A 19289-nucleotide genomic window follows, 5' to 3' on the forward strand; every position below is an offset into this window, starting at 1 on the left:
TCGGCACCGAGGTCGTCAAGGAAGGAAGATTCGTTTTTGATCTCGGCTTCGTTGACGCCGAGCTGTTCAGCGACGATCTTCTTGACGCGCTGTTCGATGCTTTCCATGCATATCTCCAGTTAGGAAAAAATCCCGCGAATTATAGCCAAATGAGGACTGCTGGGCTGCGGGTCTTAGTCAAAAAAAAGCAGCTCGGAATCAGACGACCATGCGCCGGACAGTGAAAACACCGAGACCTGCCTACTGAGTTTGAACGGATTTTACCTTAGACGGGCGCCATCCGTTCTGCTTTACCTACATGTACATACCACCATTGACGTGCAAGGTCGTGCCTGTTACGTAGCCGGCCTGCGGGCTGGCCAGGTAGCCGACCGCATGCGCGATCTCGGCAGCCGAGCCCAGACGACCCAGGGGAATCTGCTGCAGAATCGCCGCCGTCTGGTTCTCGTTGAGCGCACGCGTCATGTCCGTATCGATGAAACCGGGCGCCACGCAATTGACCGTGATGCCGCGGCTGCCCAGTTCCTGGGCCAGGGCGCGCGACATGCCCGCCACACCGGCCTTGGCCGCCGCATAGTTGGCCTGACCGGGATTGCCGCTGTAGCCCACCACCGACGTGATGTTGACGATGCGGCCCCAACGGGCCTTCATCATTGTTTTGGCTACGCCGCGGCACAGCCGGAACACCGCCGACAGATTGGTGTTCAGCACGCAAGCCCAGTCTTCGTCTTTCATGCGCAGGATCAGCCCGTCACGAGTGATGCCGGCGTTATTCACCAGGATGTGCGGGCCGCCCTGCCCTGCCAGTTCTGCCAGCAGCGCATCGCACGCGGCAGCGTCATCGACATTCAGCACGGCGCCGCGACCGCCCTGAGGGGCCAGCGCTTCGGTGATGCCGTCAGCACCGGCCTGCGAGGTAGCGGTGCCGACCACCGTGGCGCCGGCGGCGGCGAGTTCCAGGGCGACTGCCCGACCGATGCCGCGCGAAGCGCCTGTCACCAGGGCAATCTTGCCCGCCAGAATGGGTTCTGTCATATCAGCCTCTCAAGACGTCCAGCGTCTGTTGCAATGACGCCGGATCGGTGATGTTGAAGGTTGTCAGATCGCGATCGATGCGCTTGACCAGGCCGGTCAGGACCTTGCCCGGGCCGCACTCGACCAAGTGGGTGACGCCGTCGCGCCTCATCGCCTGAATCGTTTCCACCCAGCGCACGGGATGCCATGCCTGGCGCACCAGCGCATCGCGAATCGCGGCAGGGTCGGTCGGCTGGGCGACATCCACATTATTGATCAGCGGCACGGCGGGCGCACGCACATCGATCCCGGCCAACGCCTGTTCCAAGGCGTCCGCCGCTGGTTTCAGCAGGCGGGAATGAAAAGGCGCGGACACCGGCAGGGTGACGGCACGCTTGGCGCCGGCAGCCTTGGCCAGTTCGCACGCCCGTTCCACAGCGGTTGCATGACCGGCAATCACGACCTGAGCCGGCGCGTTGTAGTTGACGGCCTCGACGACCTGGTCGCCGGCGGCCTGAGCGCACGCCTGGCGCACGGCTTCGTCGTCCAGGCCCAGGATGGCGGCCATGCCGCCCTCGCCGACGGGCACTGCCGACTGCATGGCCTGCGCCCGCACCCGCACGGTGCGCACGGCATCGGCCAGATCCAGCGCATCGGCAGCCACCAAAGCGGAATATTCGCCCAGGCTGTGGCCGGCCACGATGGCCGGCGCGGCACCGCCTGCCTGTTGCCAGGCGCGGTACATGGCGACCGAACACAGTAGCATGGCCGGCTGGGTATTGGTGGTCAGGTTCAGCGATTCGGCGGGACCTTGGGCGATCAGGCGCGTCAGGTCTTCGCCCAGGGCTGCGTCGCCCTGTTGCAACACCGCCTGCACGCCGGCATGATCCGCCCAGGCGTCCATCATGCCCACGGCCTGGGAACCCTGGCCTGGAAATACGAATGCTATTTTCATGTGTGTAGTAGTAGGAAACCTTACAGTCTGACGAGGACGGAGCCCCAGGTAAAGCCGCCGCCCACGCCTTGCAGCAATGCCAGTTGCCCAGGGCGCAGACGCCCGTCGCGCCAGGCAACGTCGAATGCCAGGGGCACGCTGGCTGCCGAGGTATTGGCATGTTTGTCCAGCGTCACGATGATCTTGTCATCAGGCAGATTGAGCTTGCGACCGATGAAATTCAGGATGCGGACATTGGCCTGGTGCGGCACCATCCAGTCCAGGGATGACAGTTCAATCCCGGCTTCGTCACAGACTTCGTGAGCCGAGCGCACCAGGGAATTGACCGCCAGTTTGAAGACGGCTTGGCCGTCCATCCTGAGGAAGGGATCGCCCGTCACCTGGCCGCCGGCCACATTGCCAGCGGCGCACAGGATATGCTGCTGGCGGCCATCGGCATTGAGCCGAACTGCCAGGATGCCGGGTTCGTCCGAGGCGCTCAGCACCATGGCGCCCGCCCCATCGCCAAACAGCACGCAGGTGCGTCGGTCGTTCCAATCCAGGATGCCGGAGAAGACCTCGGCGCCGATCACCAGAGCGTGACGGGCACGACCCGCGCGAATCATGGCATCCGCCGTGGCCAAGGCATAGACAAAACCGCTGCACACGGCCTGCACGTCAAAGGCGGCGGCGCCGCCGACGCCCAGATTGGCTTGCACGAGACAGGCCGTGCTGGGAAAGATGAAATCAGGCGTAGAGGTCGCGACGATGATCAGGTCCAGATCGTCGGCCTGCAGACCGGCATTGTCCAGCGCGGCACGAGCTGCGGCAGTCGCCAGCGTGCTGGTCTTGGTGCCGGGATCGGCGATATGGCGCTGGCGGATGCCGGTGCGTTCCGTGATCCAGGCATCGGACGTTTCCACGCCGCGAGTGGCCAGATCGGCAGCCAGATCATCGTTGGTGACGACACGAGGGGGCAAATAGCCGCCCGTTCCGGTAATCCTGGCGTAAGGCATATCGATTCCGAAAAAAGAGACTAGGCAGTTTGAGCGGTGTCGCTCGGCGGCAAGCTTGCCCGACTGCGCAAGGCATCCAGCCGCTGGATGGTGCCCTGGAGCAAGCCGTTCAACACGGCCTCGCGGGCGCGCTGCAAGGCCTGCCCATAGGCATAAATATCCGCCGAGCCGTGGCTCTTGATGACAATGCCACGCAAGCCCAGCAGTGCTGCGCCATTGTAGCGACGATTGTCGACCCGTGAACGGAAGCGCCGCAACACGGGCGTGGCGACCAGGCCGGCGGCCATGGTCAAGGGCGTGCGACGAAATTCTTCGCGCATCATGGTGCCGATCATCCGCGCCAGACCTTCGACCGATTTCAACACGACATTGCCGACGAAGCCGTCGCAGACGACCACATCCACCGTGCCCTTGAAAATATCGTCGCCTTCTACGTTGCCGTAGAAGTTCAAGCCGCTGGCGCGCAACAACTCAGCCGCCTGTTTGACGACTTCATTGCCCTTGATGAGTTCTTCACCGATATTGAGCAGACCCACCGACGGCTGGGCCTGGCGGTCGACCGCCGACACCAGCGCCGCCCCCATCAAGCCGAACTGCAGCAGATGGTCGGCGGTACAGTCGACATTGGCCCCCAGATCCAGCACGGTGGTCGCCCCGCCCTTTTGATTGGGCAAAGCGGTCGCGATAGCGGGTCGGTCAATGCCGTCCAGCGTTTTCAGCACATAGCGGGAAATCGCCATCCAGGCGCCGGTATTGCCGGCGGACACGGCGGCGTCGGCGCGCCCGTCCTTGACCGCCTGGGCCGCCACCCGCATGGACGAATCCTTTTTGCGGCGCAAGGCAATCTCGACCGAGTCGTGCATGGTGACGACTTCGGACGCATGCACGATATCGAACTGCCCGGCGGACACCACGTGCTGCGCCAGCAGTGGGCGAATCTGGGATTCGTCCCCGACCAGCAAACAGCGGGTATCAGAATGAGCCTGGGCGAACGCTATCGCTGCCGGAACAGTAACGGGCAGGCCATGATCGCCGCCCATGCAATCGATGGCGACGGTAAGAGCGTATTCGGGCATTGAGCGCGGGTGGTCGGGGCGCCGGATTACTCGTCGTTCTTGGTCTTCAGGACCTTGCGGCCACGATACACGCCATTGGGGCTGATGTGGTGACGCAGATGCAGTTCACCGGTGGTCGGCTCGATGGCCGTCGCCGGCGCCGTCAGGAAATCGTGCGAGCGATGCATGCCGCGCTTGGACGGACTCTTTTTGTTTTGCTGGACAGCCATGGTGACTCCTGTGTTCGGGACCGCCTATTTTAAGGTAAGCGCGAACCCGCGTGTTAAATGATGGTTCAGTTATTTCCTGAGCTGTTCGAGAACGGCAAAGGGCGAGGGTTTGGCGACATCCTGGTGTTCCGGATCAGCCGCCGCCCCAGGGCAAACATCGTGCCGGGGAGCATAAGGCAAGCCCAGAATCAGTTCGTCTTCGACCAGCGCCAGGATGTCCAGCTGCCGGTCGGCGACCAAATATTCAATGTCAGAACCTTCGCCGGTGACTTCCAGTGCGTCCAGGGCATCCAATTGGGCCTGATCTTTCACCAGCCCGATCGTGTTGCTCACCTGCAAAGACATCACGAAAGGCCCAAGGCACCGCTGACAGGTCAGCGTCACCGTCCCCTGGGCCTGGATATCCAGCCACAGGCGGCCTGTGCCGGCATCCTGCCGACCTGCCACGCGCCAGCTAATGTCAGCATCCTGAGGCGCCGACAGACCTTGGCACAGACGTGCGAATTCCCCTGCTTTCCGGCTGCCTTCCAGCACCCGGCCTGCATAAGAAAACGCCAGGGCATCGACGACCATGAATTCTGACTTCCAGGAAAACTCTAGATTTTACTGGATGGCGGGGGGTAAGGTCAATCACCGGCCACCAAGCCCCCATGCTGCGCGATGAACGGCTCGATGGGCGCGTACCGCGTCAAGCGCGTCATGCGCAAGAGCGAATGACCGCGCTGTAAACTGCGGAGTTTACCCCCCGGCTCTTGCTATGCGCCTGATTCTGGCTTCCAGTTCGCCCTACCGCCGCGCCCTGCTGCAGCGGCTGAATCTACCCTTTTCCGTCGAAGCCCCGGACATCGACGAAAGTCCGCTGCCCGGCGAAGCGCCGCTGGCCCTGTCCCTGCGTCTGGCGCAGGAAAAGGCCGTCGTGATCGCCGCGCGTCACCCCGGCGCGCTGGTGATCGGATCAGATCAGGTCGCTGTCTTCGAGGGCGAACCCATCGGCAAGCCGGGTTCCTTTGAAGCCGCCCGCGCCCAGCTGCGTCGTTTCGGCGGTCACGAGGTTCTGTTCCACACCGCGCTGTGCGTCACCAATGGGCAAGAGCATCTGCTGGAACAGGTGCCGACCGAATGCCGCTTTCTGGCCCTGGACGACGCCCGGATCGAACAATATCTGCATGTCGAACAACCCTTTGACACCGCCGGCAGCGCCAAAGCCGAGCAACTGGGCGTCGCGCTGATGGAACGGATGCGCAGCGACGACCCCACCGCCCTGATCGGCCTGCCCCTGATCGCGCTGTGCCGCATGCTGCGGGCCTTCGGCCTGGAGCCCTTGGCCGCCCCTCCTGGACACTCTGACATTCAATCATGACCGCACGCATGACCACCACCCTGCATTTGATCCCCGTCGGTCTGGGCGATTCCGCCCCGGATCGCTGGCTGCCCCAGGCCGCCCAGGAAATCACCGCGCAGCTGCGCTACTTCATTGCTGAAAACGCCAAATCGGCGCGGGCGTTCCTGAAACTGATCGGCACACAGGTGCCGCTGCAGGACATCACGATCCATACCTTGAAGGCCGACAGCACCCCGCAAGACATCCGCGCATGGCTGGATGCCGTACCTGCCGACCAGGATCTGGGCCTGGTGTCCGAAGCCGGCTGCCCTGCCGTGGCGGACCCAGGGTCCCTGGTGGTGGCCCAGGCCCATGCGCGCGGCATGAGAGTGCTGCCCTGGACGGGGCCGTCCTCGATCATGCTGGGACTGATGGCCAGCGGTCTGCAGGGCCAACGTTTCGCCTTCCACGGCTACGCCCCGGTGAAGGCCCACGAGCGCGATACACAGCTACGGGCCTGGGAATCGGTATCCCATAAGCAACAACAGACGCAAATTCTGATCGAAACCCCCTACCGCAACCAGGCGATGTTCGACGCCCTGCTGCAAACTCTGCGGGACACGACGCGCGTGTGCATCGCCAGCGCACTGACCTGCCCGGACGAGTCCATCCAGACGCGCACGGTAGCCCAATGGCGCAAGGCAGGGGCGCCGGATTTCGACAAAAAGCCGACGCTGTTTCTGTTTCTGGCCAGCTGAAAAGGCCCGATTGCGCCGTCACGCCTCGCCGCCGCGCGCGGCAACCGGCTGCACAGCATCGCCAGCCGCTACCCGAGCGAGAATCCAGGCCTGCATATCGGGAACGGTGCCGACCAGGGCGGTCGGCTGCGACGATTCCAGCAACGACGCGCGATGGGCGCCATAGGACACCGCCAGGCTGTCGATACCGGCAGCTTTGGCCATCAGCACATCGTGCGTGGTATCGCCCACCATCAGAACGGTTTCCGGGGCCAGATCCAATTCCATCAACAATTGTTCCAGCATGTCGGGATCGGGCTTGCCGCGCGCCTCGTCGACCGTGCGGGTGGCCTGGAACAAACCCTGCAGACCCAGGCGCTCAATCGAGGTGTTCAAGCCCTGGCGGCTTTTGCCGGTCGCGACGGCCAACACGATGCCACGAGCATGCAGATCGCGCAGCAACTGCGCCTGCCCGTCGAACAAATGCATCTCGCCCAGCAAATGCATGAAGTGCGCCTTATAGCGCTCTGCGAAGGCATCGGCCTGATCGGCGCGCAGATCGGGCACCAGTTGCCGCAAGGCCGTCTGCAAGGACAGGCCGATGACCCAGCCGGCCTGCTCACGGGTCGGCTCGCGCAGCCCCAGGTCGCGGCAAGCGGCCAGCAGCGCACCGACGATATGATGCGTGGAATCCAGCAGGGTGCCATCCCAATCGAAAACCACAGCCTGGTACGGGTTGACCACAACGGCAGGCGAGGCGGCGGGCGAGGCCGCCAGGGGAGAATTCTGTGTCATATCGTCCATATAAAGATCATATCTTGCCGTCCAGGCGATCCAGCACCTGTTGGCAGGCGGGCGGCAGGGGCGCCTCCAGCACCAGCGGTTCGCCTGTGACGGGATGAGGAATTTCCAGCCGGCAGGCATGCAAAAACATGCGCCGAAAGCCCTGGGCGAACAAGGCGGCGCGGACATCATCGGACCCGTATTTCTCGTCGCCCGCGATGGGATGCCCCTGGGATGCCAGATGCACCCGGATCTGGTGGGTGCGACCGGTGCGCAGTTCCGCATCCAGCAGGGAATAGGCGCCGCCGTAGCGGCGCTTCAGGGTGATGATGGTATGCGCGGACTTGCCCAGCGCATCGACCCGGACGCGGCGCTCGCCGCCGGGGGTCAGGTATTTCAGCAGCGGCAGGCGAATGTGCTGGCGGTCATTGACCCAATCCCCCACCACCAGCGCCAGATAATGCTTGCGGCCCTGGCCGTTACGCATCATGTCATGCAGGGCCAGCAGCGCCTTGCGGCTGCGGGCGATCATCAGCGCGCCGGACGTTTCACGGTCCAGCCGGTGCGCCAGTTCCAGCAGGCGTTCGTCCGGTCTCGCCGAGCGCAATTGCTCGATCACACCGAAGGACACGCCGCTGCCACCATGCACGGCGACCCCGGCGGGCTTGTCGATGACCAACAGGTGGGCGTCTTCGTACAAGATCGGGAACGTCGCCGCCGGCGCAAGAGGCTTGGCCGCCGGATCGGGCATCCTGAAGGGCGGCACACGCACGACGTCGCCACTCTGCAGCCGGGTATCCGCCCGGCAGCGGCCCTTGTTGATACGCACCTGCCCGTCGCGGATCGCCTTGTAAAGATGGCTTTTGGGTACGCCTTTGGCCAGCCGCAACAAAAAATTGTCCAGCCGCTGCCCTGCCGATTCGCCATCGACAAGCACCTGACGCACGGCAGGCTGACGGTCGGGTGAAACATCTATTTTGCGCATAGGGAAAAGCGGCATATAATCACAACAGCCTATAGAGGCCGATAACCGCCGGACGTAGAGACGCAAAGGCTGCGCTCCGCCCGGCTGCAGGGACACCATTGTACTGCCTGGGTTTCGGTTTCTGGGTCCTTGGTCGCCGGTTTTGTCCAGGTTGCCCTGTCCGCTTTTGCATGCCAGACAGGAAAATCGACAAGCCGCGTGCGACGCCGCAGATTCTGCTCGCTCTTCCGCACCGAACGCCGCCCAGTGCACGTTCGCCGTTCCCAGCAACTCTTTGTCAACCACGATCGTGCCCTTGACCTCCCTGCTGCCAGAACCTCGCGCCTACCAGCGCGCCGTGCCTCTCTTACCGGAGACTGGCGCGGTCTAATCACGCCCGCAGCCACCCTCCTCGCAGACTGCCGCATCGCAACCGAGTGACCCGTGGTCGTGCGCCGAATCCGGCGCACCCTGACAACGGAGAAACCCACTCATGAAACGCATGCTGTTCAATGCGACGCACCAAGAAGAACTACGCGTCGCCATTGTCGATGGACAGAAACTCATCGACCTGGACATCGAAACCGCCGGGCGCGAACAGCGCAAAGGCAATATCTACAAAGGGGTCATCACCCGCATCGAACCGGGCCTGGAAGCCTGCTTCGTCAGCTACGGCGAAGAACGCCACGGCTTCTTGCCCTTTAAAGAAGTCGCGCGCACCTACTTCAAAGAAGGTGTGGACGTGCGCACGGCGCGCATCCAGGACGCCCTGACCGAAGGCCAGGAACTCATCATCCAGGTCGAAAAGGAAGAACGCGGCAATAAAGGCGCCGCCCTGACCACCTTCATCTCCCTGGCGGGCCGCTATCTGGTCCTGATGCCCAATAACCCGCGCGGCGGCGGCGTCTCGCGCCGGGTCGAAGGCGAAGATCGCCAGGAACTGCGCGACGCCATGGACCAGCTGGACATACCTGCCGGCATGAGCATGATCGCCCGCACCGCCGGCATCGGTCGCAGCGTCGAAGAACTGCAATGGGATCTGAACTACCTGATGCAGCTCTGGACCGCCATCGACGGGGCTGCCCGCGAAAACAAGGCGCCGATCCTGATTTATCTGGAATCCAGCCTGGTCATTCGCGCCATCCGTGATTATTTTTCGCCGGAAATCGGTGAAATCCTGATCGACACCGACGACATCTACGACCAGGCTCTGGCTTTCATGAGCGTGGTCATGCCGGACAACGTCAATCGCGTGAAACGCTATCGCGACGACGTGCCGCTGTTTTCCCGCTTCCAGATCGAACATCAGATCGAGACCGCCTATTCGCGCACGGTCACGCTGCCCTCGGGCGGCGCCATCGTCATCGATCACACCGAAGCGCTGGTGGCCGTGGACGTCAACTCGGCCCGTTCCACCCGCGGCTCCGACATCGAGGAAACCGCGCTGCGCACCAACGTGGAGGCCGCCGACGAAGTCGCCCGCCAGCTACGCCTGCGCGACCTGGGCGGCCTGATCGTGATCGACTTCATCGACATGGAAGAAGGCAAGAACCAGCGCGCCGTCGAACAGCGCCTGCGCGATGCCCTGCACTTCGACCGCGCCCGCGTCCAGATGGGCAAGATCTCGCGCTTCGGCCTGATGGAACTGTCCCGCCAGCGGCTGCGTCCGGCCCTGAACGAGGGTTCTCACGTCACCTGCCCGCGCTGCACCGGTACCGGCGTGATCCGCGATGCCGAATCCAGCGCCCTGCATGTGTTGCGTCTGCTGCAAGAAGAAGCCATGAAGGAAGGCACCGCCGCCCTGCACGCCCAGGTGCCGGTCGATGTGGCAACTTTCCTGCTGAACGAAAAACGCCACGACATCAGCCAGATCGAATCCCGCCTGAAGGTCAATCTGGTCCTGATTCCCAACAAATCACTGGAAACGCCGCACCACCACATCGAGCGGCTGCGCCACGACGATCCCCGCCTGGACGACAACAAGACCAGCTTCGAACTGGCCCAGGAACCGGAAGACAAGGTAGTCTGGCAGCCCAACAAGGCCCAGGAAACCAAGTCCCGGCCGGAAGCCCTGGTCAAGGGCATCCAGCCCGCTCAGCCTGCACCGCACCATGTCGAGCGCCCCGCCAAGACCGCCGCACCTGCGCCTGCTGCCGCAGCCGCCCCGTCGGGCGGACTGTTCAAGCGCATCCTGGCCTGGCTCTCCGGTGCCGGCACTACCCCGGCTGCCGCGACGCAATCCAAGCCCGCCAGCCCGACCCGCCGCGAAGACGAAGGCCGCCGCCGCGGGGGTTCCTCCAATCGCAATGGCGGCCGTCGCCCGGAATCGCGCGCCAATGGCCGCAACGACCGTCAGGGCCGTGCCGATAAGGCCGACTCCCCGGATCGTGCGGAACGCAGCGAAAAACCCAATGACGGTCGGACGTCTCAGCGCCGCGACCGCAATACCGAGGACCGCGCCGCCCAATCCGCCAAGCAGGCGCCGGCTCAGACCGTCGACGCGCCCCAGGATACGGCAGAACCGCGCCGCAGCCGCAGCCGCCGAGGCCGTGGCCGCAGCCGCACCGAGGACACTCTGGACCAAGCCGTCACCGATACGGTGGAACTGACGACCGCCGCTGCGGCAGTTGCCCCGCCGGTTCAGGCATCCTTTGACGCCCCCGCCCCGACGCCCGCGGACGACGATGCGCGCGTCACCCATGCGGACGCAGATGCGGATGTCGCCGTGGCCGGCCCTGCGGTCGACACAGAAGGCGATGCCAACCTGGACAGCCCGGACCCGGAACGCAAGCGCCGCCGCCGTCGCGGTCGTCGCGGCCGCCGCACCGGAGAAGGCGCAGAATCCGCAAACAGCATCGACACGCCGGATACCGGTGACGCCGACACCGACGCCTTCGACATCGAAACGCACGAAACGCCCCGCTTCGACCCCGAAGTCCTGGGTGCGGAACAGCCCGTGCAGCAGGAATCCCCTGCCGCCGTCCAGAAAGCGCCTCCCGTCGTGATCCCTGTCCCGGCGCCGGTGGTGATCGATACGCCCGTCACTCCCGAAATCCGCGAAGTCTCCCAGCCCGCTGCAGAAGCGCCTGCCGCAATGGAAGACACCGACGCTGCACCGGCGCCGGTCGCTGTCGAGCCGGTTCCGGTCACGGCGGAACCCGTCCACACGGCAGCGGAACCCGTCCACGTGGCGGCGGAGCCTGCCCCTGTCGTCACGGAAGCCGTCCAGGTGGTGACGGAACCTGTTCAAGTCGCTGCAGAGCAGGTCCCGCCGGCAGCCGCCGCGCCCGTCGTACCGACGCCTGCGGTCGAGCAAACGCCTCACAGCGCCCCCATCGTCCTGCCGTCCATCGATGATTCTCTGCGCGCCGCCGGCATGCAGTTGATCGAAACGCAGGCCAGCGCCGCCACGGCCCTGCCCAGCGCACCGCCCAAGCCTCTGGGCCGCGCGCGCAAGACCACTCCCCGCGTACAGGACGACCCCCTGCAGCAAGTAGAAACGACGCACTGATGAATGTGCGGCCCAGCCGCTCTTGACGAGCGCGCTGGAAACAAAAATCCCGGTGTCTGACAGATACCGGGATTTTTGTTTTAGTGCGAGAGCTTTAACAGCACCACGCCGGACACGATGCTGCCGATCCCCAACCAGCCCAGACGACCCAGCCGCTGCCGGAACAACACCAGGCCGGAAATGGCGGTCAACAAAATGCCCATGCCTCCCCACAAGGCATAAGCGACGGACAGGTCGATGCCTTTGACCGCCTGCGACAGCGCAGTGAACGAGGCCAGGATGCTGACGATGCCCAGCATCCCCATGCCGCGGCGACGAAACCCGTCGGAATACTTGATAAGGACGTTGGCGGCGACTTCCAGCACGATGGCGACCGCCATGAAAGCGTAATGAATCCATTCGGCATGCTGCATGGCTCAGCACTCCCCGACAGCGGCTGTTGCGCCGCCGGAATCGTCAGCAGCTGAACCGGAGGCGCCCAGATTGATCAGTACCACCCCCGCCAGCAGCGCCCCCAGACCCAGCAGCTTGAACAGATCCAGGGATTCGCCGAAATAGTGCAGGCCGATCAGGGTGATGCAAATCAGGCCTATGCTCTCCCAGGCCGCATAGGCCAGGGCCAAGGGCAGGTATTTGACTGCCGTCGCCAGAAACACGAAGGACAGACCGATCATGACGTACATGAGCAGCAAGGCAGGGGCGGAACCGGACAGCGAGACGCGCTTCATGACGGTGACGCCAATGACTTCGACCGCCACCGCCGCCAGCAAGAACAACCAAGGACGCAAAAACACAATGAACCTCTTTGCATAAAAATAGAGCACTGGAGGTCATTTTCATTCTATTTAATGGATTTCAAAAGTTGATATCCATCTTATTTATAGATAGAGTGGCGAAATGCAATGGAATCTCGATCAACTGCGCCAGTTTGTCGCCACAGCCGAACAGGGTTCTATCAGCGCGGCCTCGCGGCAATTGGGCAAAGCGCAGTCCGCCGTCAGCACGGCCATCGGCCTGCTCGAAGCCGACCTGGGGGTGATGCTGTTCGACCGCAGCGGACATCGCGCCATCCTGTCCGACGCCGGGCAGTTGCTGCTCAGGGAAGCACAGGAATTATTGCGCCAGGCGCACGAACTGGACCAACGGGCACGGGCGCTCACACGGGGCAGCGAACCCAGGCTGTCTCTGGCATTCGACGAGGCGCTGCCCTACACCGCGCTCAATGCCCTGCTCGGAGAGCTGTCCGAGCGCTTCCCCGAACTGGAACTGACCTTGCTGAATGGCACCGCCACGGAAGTCACGGAATACGTCGAACAAGACCGCGCCGATATTGCTTTTCACTTTGCCCGCGGGCCGCTGCACGATGGTTTCGATCAACGCCACCTGGGGGCGCTCCCCCAGGGCGTCTTTGTCGCCGGCGGCCATCCTCTGCTGCAGGGCGACACCGTCCAACGGCGAGACCTGGCACGCTACCGGCAGCTGCTGATGTGCGCCGAGGACCTCGACGCCATCGCCTACAGCCCCAGAATCTGGCGCTCTGACAGCTTTTATACGATCGCAGAGATGGTGGCGGCCAAGTTGGGCTGGGCCGTCCTGCCGGTACACATTGCCGCCTACGATGACTATCCGCGTCCGCTACGGCAGGTGTCCTGCCCGTCGCTGGCCCTGCCGCCGCTGCCTGTGCGCATGCTCTGGCCGCTGGGCCGCCCGCTGGGCGACACGGCGCAATGGGTTCAGACGCGTTTTGCGGAACTGATGCGAGAGCTGCCCTGATGGGCGTCGGCAATCAAAAGGGGTGGCTGCCCTAGGGCAGCCACCCTGGCGGGTGATTACGCCGCCTTGTTCACGACCTCGATCGGCTGGCGGGTGAACAAAGCCAGCAAGTGCGCCAATTCGGCCTGCATCTCACGGCGGTCCACCACGCAATCGATGGCGCCTTTGGTCAGCAGGAATTCGGCCCGCTGGAAGCCTTCCGGCAGTTTCTCGCGCACGGTCTGCTCGATCACGCGCGGGCCCGCAAAGCCGATCAAGGCATTGGGTTCGGCTATGACGACATCGCCCATGAAGGCGAAGGACGCGGACACACCGCCCATGGTGGGATCGGTCAGGATGCTGATGAACGGCAGACCGGCTTCGGACAACTGATGCAGCATGGCATTCGTCTTGGCCATCTGCAGCAGCGAAAACAGGGATTCCTGCATGCGGGCGCCCCCGGAGGACGACACGCAGATAAAGGGCATGCGACGATCGATGGCTTCCTGGACGCCGCGCGAAAAGCGTTCGCCCACTACCGAACCCATCGACCCGCCCATGAAAGAGAACTCAAAGCAGGCCAGCACCGCCGGCACCGACAGAATCGTGCCGCTCATGACGACCATGGCCTCGGACTCGCCGGTCTGTTTGACCGCTTCGGACACCCGTTCCGGGTATTTGCGCGAGTCCTTGAATTTCAGGGGATCCATAGGGCGCGTCTGGCTGCCGATTTCGACCCGGCCTTCGGGGTCCAGCAGTGCGTCGATACGCGCGCGCGCGCCGATACGCATGTGATGACTGCATTTCGGGCAGACATTCAGAGTCGCCAGCAGATCTTCTTTGTACAGAACGGATTCGCAGGATGGGCATTTCACCCACAGCCCTTCGGGAACCCGTTTAGAGGCGGAATCGCTTTGACGATTGATGCGCGGAGGCAGGATTTTTTCGAACCAGCTCATGGTCAACCTTTCTGAATGTGATCAAGGGCCTGCCGAACGTCGGCCAGCCATGCGGCGGCGGCGCCGACCGCCGCCTGAGGGCCATCGCTCAGCGACGCTTCCTCGATGATTTGAATCAGCTTGCTGCCGATCACGACAGCATCGGCATGCGGCGCCAGGCGGGCGGCGCTGGCAGCATCCCGGATGCCGAAGCCAACACCGACGGGAATAGTGATATGACGACGGATGGTGGCCAAGTGTCGGGCGACGTCATCGGTATCCAGATAACCGGCGCCGGTGACGCCCTTGAGGGACACGTAGTACACATAGCCCCGGGCCAAGCGGGCCACCTCGGCCATCCGCTCCTCGGTGGAGGTCGGCGCCAGCAGATAGATCGGGTCAATGCCGGCAGCCGACAGGCGGGCGGCAAAATCGGCGGATTCCTCGGGGGTGTAGTCCACCACCAGCACGCCGTCGACGCCTGCCTGGGCGGCCCGTTGCACGAATGCCTTCTGCCCCATGCATTCGATCGGATTGGCATAGCCCATCAGCACGACGGGGGTCCGGTCATCCTGGCGGCGGAAGTCCGCCACCAATTCCAGCACGCGGGCCAGACTGGCGCCTGCAGCGATGGCACGTTCTCCGGCCTTCTGGATGACCGGGCCGTCGGCCATGGGATCGGAAAACGGCACCCCGAGTTCGATGACATTGGCGCCGGCTGCCGCCAAAGCGTGCATCAGGGCAGGCGTGGACGTGACCAGCGGATCGCCCGCGGTGATATAGGGAATCAGCGCCGTGCGCCCCGACAGGGCGCCAAACACGGCGGCCAGACGTTGATTGGATACAGTCAAGGAAGACTCCTAAAGCGCGATGCCGCCGGCTTCCGCCACGGTATGCATGTCCTTGTCGCCGCGCCCCGACAGATTGACCAGAATGATCTGGTCCCTGGGCAGCGTGGGCGCGAGCTTTGCCGCATAGGCGATGGCATGGGCGGATTCCAGGGCCGGCATGATGCCTTCGATGCGGCAGCAGTGATGGAAGGCGGCCAGCGCTTCCTGGTCGGTGATGCCCTCGTATTGGGCCCGACCGGAATCCTTCAGCCAGGCGTGTTCCGGCCCGACGCCCGGATAATCCAGGCCGGCTGAAATGGAATGGGTTTCGGTGATCTGGCCGTTGGCGTCTTGCAGCAGATAGGTGCGGTTGCCGTGCAGCACACCCACCACGCCCCGGCTCAGCGAGGCCGCATGATGGCCGCTATCCAGGCCCCGCCCGGCGGCTTCGACGCCGATCAGACGCACGGATTCGTGTTCGATGTAGGGATGGAAAATACCGATGGCATTGGACCCGCCGCCGACGGACGCGACCACGTAATCGGGCTGGCGACCCGCATCGCGCGGCATCTGTTCCAGGCATTCGCGACCGATGACGGTCTGGAAATCACGCACCATTTGCGGATACGGATGCGGCCCCGCCACCGTGCCGATGATGTAGAACGTGTCTTCGACGTTCGTGACCCAATCGCGCATGGCTTCGTTCAGGGCGTCCTTCAGGGTGCGGGAACCGGATTCCACCGGCACCACCGTGGCGCCCAGCAGCTTCATGCGGTAGACGTTCGATGCCTGGCGGCGCACGTCTTCGCTGCCCATGTAGACGACGCATTCCAGGCCATAACGGGCGGCGACGGTCGCAGTCGCCACGCCATGCTGGCCTGCGCCGGTTTCGGCAATGACGCGCGGCTTGCCCATGCGGCGCGCCAGCAACGCCTGGCCGATGCAATTATTGACCTTATGTGCGCCGGTGTGGTTCAGGTCTTCGCGCTTGAACCAGATCTGGGCCCCGCCCAACTGCTGCGACCAGCGGCGCGCATGGTAGACCGGGCTGGGGCGCCCGACGAAGTGTTCCAGTTCGTCGGCGAATTCGCGCAGGAATTCAGGATCGTCCCGGTACTGCTGGTAAGCCTTTTGCAAGGCATCCAGGGCGTGCACCAGGGTCTCGGCCACGAACGAACCGCCAAACTGGCCAAAATGCCCCTGGGCATCCGGCAAATGATAGGGCTTCACATCCAGACTCGCTTGTAAGGTGCCCGATCCGGGCAGGCGGACCACCGCGGCCAGCCAATCCTGCATTTTAGCAGCGCAGGCCGACGACAGCGCCCGACGGCTGCAGCCGCCCTGTTCTGCACGGCTACTGGCGGCTGGCCTGGACGCCCGGCAGCTCGTTGACGGCATCCAGCGCCTGGCGGATCTGCGTGCCGTCGCGCACTTCGATGGTGAACACCATATGGGCCAGTGACCGGCGGCTGTGGGTGGTGACTCGCACCACCCGCAAGCGCAGGCGAGCAAAGATTTCCGACAGGTCGCGCAGCAGATTGGGCCGATCCTGAGCATGAATGCTCAGGTCGACCGGATACAGCGCCTGGCCGGTTTCTCCCCAGGCTACCTGGATGCAGCGTTCGGGGTGCCGCTGCGCCAAAGCGGCCCAGGATGCGCAATCCTGCCGGTGTATGGATACTCCCCGCCCGCGGGTGACGAAACCCTGGATGGCGTCGGGCGGTGCGGGCCGGCAGCAACGGGCCAGCTGCGTCAGCAGGGAATCGACCCCCACCACCAGCACCCCGCTTTTCCCGGTGCGCGCCACACTGCCGGCATCGCTGGCATAGACACGTGCGCCATCCGAATCAATGGGGGCGGGTTCGGGTTCACGGAACACATGATCGATCTGCCGCAAACTGAATTCTTCTTTGGCGGCAGCCACATACAGATCGTCGGCGCGAGCGAACCCCAGCTGCTGGGCCAACTGTTCCTGGTTGATGGCGGTTTTGCCCAGCCGCTGCAGTTCTTTTTCGACCAGCGCTTGTCCCTGGGCGATACGCTGCTGCAATTCCACCGCATTGAACCAGGCCCGGACTTTGGAGCGCGCGCGCGGACTGGCCAGGTAGCCCAGCTGCGGGTTGAGCCAGTCTCGTGACGGTCCGCCGGATTTGGCCGCGATGATTTCAACCGTCTGCCCGGTACGCAGCGGCGTGGACAAAGGCACCATCTGGCCATCCACGCGGGCGCCCCGGCACCGGTGTCCCAGATCGGTATGCAGCAGATAGGCGAAGTCGACCGCAGTGGAGCCTTCCGGCAATTCCAGCACCCGCGCCTGCGGCGTCATCACGTAAATACGCCGCTCGCTGGCCGGGGCTTCGGGGGCGGGGGCGTCCCCGCCGTCTTCCTTCCAGGCCAGCAATTGGCGCATCCAGGAGACTTTCTGGTCGTAGTCCCCCGCTGCGGCGACCTGCCCGCCGCGCGCGCCCGCTTCTTTGTAGCGCCAGTGCGCCGCCATCCCGAATTCGGCGAAACGGTGCATGTCCTGGGTGCGGATTTGCACCTCGAAGGCCCGGCCCTGCTCGTCGGCCACCACCGTATGCAAAGAACGATACCCATTGGGTTTGGGCCGCGCGATGTAATCGTCGAATTCTTCCGGCACGGGGGTCCACATGGCATGCACCAGCGCCAGCACCGCATAGCAGGTGCGCTCGTCATCCACGATCACACGCAGGGCCCGCAAATCGAACAACTGCTGAAATTCCAGATGCTTCATGCGCATCTTGTTCCAGATGCTGTAGATGTGCTTGGGGCGACCGCTGATCTCGGCCTGGATACGCGCATCGTTCAGCGCCGCCTGCAAGCGCTCGACCACATCGTCGATGAACGCTTCGCGCTCGGCGCGTTTTTCTTCCAGCTGGCTGGCGATGGATTTGTAGACATCGGGCTGCAGAAAGCGAAAGGCCAGGTCTTCCATTTCCCATTTCAACTGCCAGATGCCCAGACGATTGGCCAGCGGGGTATACAAGGCCATCGTTTCCTGCGCGAATTCACGCGGGCAGGGCGTGCGCGTCGCCGCAAACCAGCGCAGCGACTGCAGGCGCGAGGCCAGCCGCATCAAGACAATGCGCAAATCGGCCGCCATCGCCAGCAGCATCTTGCGCTGCATTTCCTTTTGGTCGGCCCCGGAGGAGTCCGTCGCCCGTCCGGTGACCGCGCCCAGATGCAACAAAGCACGGGTGCCCTGCACCAGCGTGGCGACTTCCGGCCCGAAGGCCTTGCGCAAAGGATCGGTGCGCGACAATTCGCCGGCAGGCACCGGCTGGACCGCCAGCAAGGCGCCGGCCCGCGTGGCCGCATCGGACCCCAGATCCCGCAGGATCAACACGACCGCCGCGCAATGCGCATCCAGCGGCTCGCCCGTGCTGGCTCTGACCTGGCGCAACGGTTCGCTGACCCAATCCACCGCCTGGCGCAACAGGGCGGCCCCCTCGGCATCCAGGCCCTGGACCGCAGCCTGGAACCAGGCAGGGTCGAAGGGATCGGTCAGGAAGGTTTGCGAGGAAGCGCTCATGGCAAGGACAGACGAGGAAAACAGCCCGAACGGGCCACCCCTCTATACTACCTTGAGTCCCCCGCTCTGCGGACGCCATCACCCGCCCGCAGCCGCCTTATCACCATTCGATATGGCTCACCCCTATACCCATATCGGGCTCCCCGGGTTCTCCCTGATAAATTCGGTAAAATCCCCCCTGGCCTTTGTTGGCCCCCGTTTGCCTGCCGGAGTACCGTTCATGACCCACGTCGTTACCGAAAACTGTATCAAATGTAAATATACCGACTGCGTCGACGTCTGTCCGGTGGACTGCTTTCGTGAAGGGCCGAACTTCCTGGTCATCGACCCCGAAGAATGCATCGACTGCGCGGTCTGTGTGCCCGAATGCCCCGCCAATGCCATCTTCGCCGAAGAAGACGTGCCCCAGGACCAGGTGGATTACATCCCCTTGAATGCCGAACTGTCCCCCATCTTCGGCCCCATCAACCGGTCGATTTCCCCGCTGGACGGCGCAGACGACTGGAACGGCGTGGCCGACAAACTCAAATATCTGGAACGCCCCTGATCAGCGGCGCCGGCGCATCTGTTTGCAAAACCCCACATACACCAGGGGGAATCGCTCACATCGGGTAATTCCCGTAGCGCATCGTAACGATTGACGGTACTTTA

Annotated in this window: 19 protein-coding genes and 1 pseudogene; 5 read left to right on the forward strand and 15 right to left on the reverse strand. The window is 63.8% G+C overall.

Features of this window, described 5'->3' with window-relative positions:
- The 7 genes and pseudogenes from WBF69_RS11530 to WBF69_RS11560 form a co-directional block, all read right to left on the reverse strand.
- Positions 1-107, reverse strand: a pseudogene (locus tag WBF69_RS11530) (acyl carrier protein); the annotation flags it as partial.
- A gap of 187 nt (positions 108-294) precedes the next feature.
- Positions 295-1035: a 3-oxoacyl-ACP reductase FabG gene (gene fabG / locus WBF69_RS11535; RefSeq protein ID WP_424264277.1), complete on the reverse strand. Its 741-nt coding sequence runs from the start codon at positions 1033-1035 to the stop codon at positions 295-297.
- A 1-nt stretch (position 1036) separates the two neighbouring features.
- Positions 1037-1969: an ACP S-malonyltransferase gene (fabD, locus tag WBF69_RS11540; RefSeq protein ID WP_424264279.1), complete on the reverse strand. Its 933-nt coding sequence runs from the start codon at positions 1967-1969 to the stop codon at positions 1037-1039.
- Between the two features lie 20 nt (positions 1970-1989).
- Positions 1990-2964 (reverse strand): beta-ketoacyl-ACP synthase III, encoded by a 975-nt coding sequence (locus WBF69_RS11545; RefSeq protein ID WP_424264281.1) that lies wholly within the window; start codon positions 2962-2964, stop codon positions 1990-1992.
- 20 nt (positions 2965-2984) lie between these two features.
- Positions 2985-4040 carry a phosphate acyltransferase PlsX gene (plsX, locus tag WBF69_RS11550; protein WP_424264283.1) on the reverse strand — a complete coding sequence of 352 codons (1056 nt, stop codon included), beginning with the start codon at positions 4038-4040 and terminating at the stop codon, positions 2985-2987.
- 26 nt (positions 4041-4066) lie between these two features.
- The gene (gene rpmF / locus WBF69_RS11555) at positions 4067-4249 is read right to left on the reverse strand and encodes a 50S ribosomal protein L32 (protein ID WP_424264285.1); all 183 of its coding nucleotides are present in this window, start codon (positions 4247-4249) and stop codon (positions 4067-4069) included.
- A 69-nt stretch (positions 4250-4318) separates the two neighbouring features.
- Positions 4319-4822, reverse strand: a complete 504-nt coding sequence (locus WBF69_RS11560) for a YceD family protein (protein ID WP_424264287.1) — start codon at positions 4820-4822, stop codon at positions 4319-4321.
- A 184-nt stretch (positions 4823-5006) separates the two neighbouring features.
- Here WBF69_RS11560 and WBF69_RS11565 point away from each other — a divergent pair, with 184 nt between their 5' ends.
- Both WBF69_RS11565 and WBF69_RS11570 read left to right on the forward strand, forming a co-directional pair.
- The gene (locus WBF69_RS11565) at positions 5007-5609 is read left to right on the forward strand and encodes a Maf family nucleotide pyrophosphatase (protein WP_424264289.1); all 603 of its coding nucleotides are present in this window, start codon (positions 5007-5009) and stop codon (positions 5607-5609) included.
- Positions 5610-5617: 8 nt separating this feature from the next.
- Positions 5618-6328, forward strand: coding sequence for an SAM-dependent methyltransferase (locus WBF69_RS11570; RefSeq protein WP_424264291.1), 711 nt, complete (start codon positions 5618-5620; stop codon positions 6326-6328).
- Between the two features lie 18 nt (positions 6329-6346).
- Here WBF69_RS11570 and WBF69_RS11575 read toward each other — a convergent pair whose 3' ends face one another.
- Positions 6347-7102: an HAD family hydrolase gene (locus tag WBF69_RS11575; RefSeq protein WP_424264292.1), complete on the reverse strand. Its 756-nt coding sequence runs from the start codon at positions 7100-7102 to the stop codon at positions 6347-6349.
- A 16-nt stretch (positions 7103-7118) separates the two neighbouring features.
- Positions 7119-8075: an RluA family pseudouridine synthase gene (locus WBF69_RS11580; protein WP_424264294.1), complete on the reverse strand. Its 957-nt coding sequence runs from the start codon at positions 8073-8075 to the stop codon at positions 7119-7121.
- Positions 8076-8547: 472 nt separating this feature from the next.
- Here WBF69_RS11580 and WBF69_RS11585 point away from each other — a divergent pair, with 472 nt between their 5' ends.
- The gene (locus WBF69_RS11585; protein ID WP_424264296.1) at positions 8548-11565 is read left to right on the forward strand and encodes an Rne/Rng family ribonuclease; all 3018 of its coding nucleotides are present in this window, start codon (positions 8548-8550) and stop codon (positions 11563-11565) included.
- Between the two features lie 80 nt (positions 11566-11645).
- On the opposite strand, the gene mdtI is transcribed toward WBF69_RS11585, so the two are convergent.
- Together mdtI and WBF69_RS11595 are read right to left on the reverse strand one after the other, a co-directional pair.
- Positions 11646-11978 (reverse strand): multidrug/spermidine efflux SMR transporter subunit MdtI, encoded by a 333-nt coding sequence (gene mdtI, locus WBF69_RS11590; RefSeq protein ID WP_424264297.1) that lies wholly within the window; start codon positions 11976-11978, stop codon positions 11646-11648.
- Positions 11979-11981: 3 nt separating this feature from the next.
- Positions 11982-12359: an SMR family transporter gene (locus WBF69_RS11595; protein ID WP_424264298.1), complete on the reverse strand. Its 378-nt coding sequence runs from the start codon at positions 12357-12359 to the stop codon at positions 11982-11984.
- A gap of 103 nt (positions 12360-12462) precedes the next feature.
- Between WBF69_RS11595 and WBF69_RS11600 the strand changes: the two genes are divergently transcribed.
- Entirely contained in the window at positions 12463-13338 is an 876-nt protein-coding gene (locus tag WBF69_RS11600) for a LysR family transcriptional regulator (RefSeq protein WP_424264299.1), read from the forward strand.
- Between the two features lie 56 nt (positions 13339-13394).
- Here the strand turns inward: WBF69_RS11600 and accD are convergent, their stop codons facing one another.
- From accD to WBF69_RS11620, 4 genes are all read right to left on the reverse strand, one after another.
- Positions 13395-14276, reverse strand: a complete 882-nt coding sequence (gene accD / locus WBF69_RS11605; protein WP_424264300.1) for an acetyl-CoA carboxylase, carboxyltransferase subunit beta — start codon at positions 14274-14276, stop codon at positions 13395-13397.
- 2 nt (positions 14277-14278) lie between these two features.
- Positions 14279-15106 (reverse strand): tryptophan synthase subunit alpha, encoded by an 828-nt coding sequence (gene trpA / locus WBF69_RS11610; RefSeq protein ID WP_424264301.1) that lies wholly within the window; start codon positions 15104-15106, stop codon positions 14279-14281.
- A 9-nt stretch (positions 15107-15115) separates the two neighbouring features.
- Positions 15116-16315 (reverse strand): tryptophan synthase subunit beta, encoded by a 1200-nt coding sequence (gene trpB / locus WBF69_RS11615; RefSeq protein WP_424264302.1) that lies wholly within the window; start codon positions 16313-16315, stop codon positions 15116-15118.
- Between the two features lie 124 nt (positions 16316-16439).
- Positions 16440-18638 carry a RelA/SpoT family protein gene (locus WBF69_RS11620; RefSeq protein WP_424264303.1) on the reverse strand — a complete coding sequence of 733 codons (2199 nt, stop codon included), beginning with the start codon at positions 18636-18638 and terminating at the stop codon, positions 16440-16442.
- 220 nt (positions 18639-18858) lie between these two features.
- Between WBF69_RS11620 and fdxA the strand changes: the two genes are divergently transcribed.
- Positions 18859-19185 (forward strand): ferredoxin FdxA, encoded by a 327-nt coding sequence (gene fdxA, locus WBF69_RS11625; protein WP_424264304.1) that lies wholly within the window; start codon positions 18859-18861, stop codon positions 19183-19185.
- The last annotated feature ends 104 nt before the right edge of the window (positions 19186-19289 follow it).

Source organism: Castellaniella sp. (assembly GCF_049673105.1).
In the GTDB taxonomy this organism is placed as follows: domain Bacteria; phylum Pseudomonadota; class Gammaproteobacteria; order Burkholderiales; family Burkholderiaceae_B; genus Castellaniella.

Bases quoted from the DNA above. Each gene is read 5' to 3' on its own strand.
- fabG (WP_424264277.1), bottom strand. From the start codon at position 1,035: ATGACAGAACCCATTCTGGCGGGCAAGATTGCCCTGGTGACAGGCGCT.
- fabD (WP_424264279.1), bottom strand. From the start codon at position 1,969: ATGAAAATAGCATTCGTATTTCCAGGCCAGGGTTCCCAGGCCGTGGGC.
- WBF69_RS11545 (WP_424264281.1), bottom strand. From the start codon at position 2,964: ATGCCTTACGCCAGGATTACCGGAACGGGCGGCTATTTGCCCCCTCGT.
- plsX (WP_424264283.1), bottom strand. From the start codon at position 4,040: ATGCCCGAATACGCTCTTACCGTCGCCATCGATTGCATGGGCGGCGAT.
- rpmF (WP_424264285.1), bottom strand. From the start codon at position 4,249: ATGGCTGTCCAGCAAAACAAAAAGAGTCCGTCCAAGCGCGGCATGCAT.
- WBF69_RS11560 (WP_424264287.1), bottom strand. From the start codon at position 4,822: ATGGTCGTCGATGCCCTGGCGTTTTCTTATGCAGGCCGGGTGCTGGAA.
- WBF69_RS11565 (WP_424264289.1), top strand. From the start codon at position 5,007: ATGCGCCTGATTCTGGCTTCCAGTTCGCCCTACCGCCGCGCCCTGCTG.
- WBF69_RS11570 (WP_424264291.1), top strand. From the start codon at position 5,618: ATGACCACCACCCTGCATTTGATCCCCGTCGGTCTGGGCGATTCCGCC.
- WBF69_RS11575 (WP_424264292.1), bottom strand. From the start codon at position 7,102: ATGACACAGAATTCTCCCCTGGCGGCCTCGCCCGCCGCCTCGCCTGCC.
- WBF69_RS11580 (WP_424264294.1), bottom strand. From the start codon at position 8,075: ATGCGCAAAATAGATGTTTCACCCGACCGTCAGCCTGCCGTGCGTCAG.
- WBF69_RS11585 (WP_424264296.1), top strand. From the start codon at position 8,548: ATGAAACGCATGCTGTTCAATGCGACGCACCAAGAAGAACTACGCGTC.
- mdtI (WP_424264297.1), bottom strand. From the start codon at position 11,978: ATGCAGCATGCCGAATGGATTCATTACGCTTTCATGGCGGTCGCCATC.
- WBF69_RS11600 (WP_424264299.1), top strand. From the start codon at position 12,463: ATGCAATGGAATCTCGATCAACTGCGCCAGTTTGTCGCCACAGCCGAA.
- accD (WP_424264300.1), bottom strand. From the start codon at position 14,276: ATGAGCTGGTTCGAAAAAATCCTGCCTCCGCGCATCAATCGTCAAAGC.
- WBF69_RS11620 (WP_424264303.1), bottom strand. From the start codon at position 18,638: ATGAGCGCTTCCTCGCAAACCTTCCTGACCGATCCCTTCGACCCTGCC.
- fdxA (WP_424264304.1), top strand. From the start codon at position 18,859: ATGACCCACGTCGTTACCGAAAACTGTATCAAATGTAAATATACCGAC.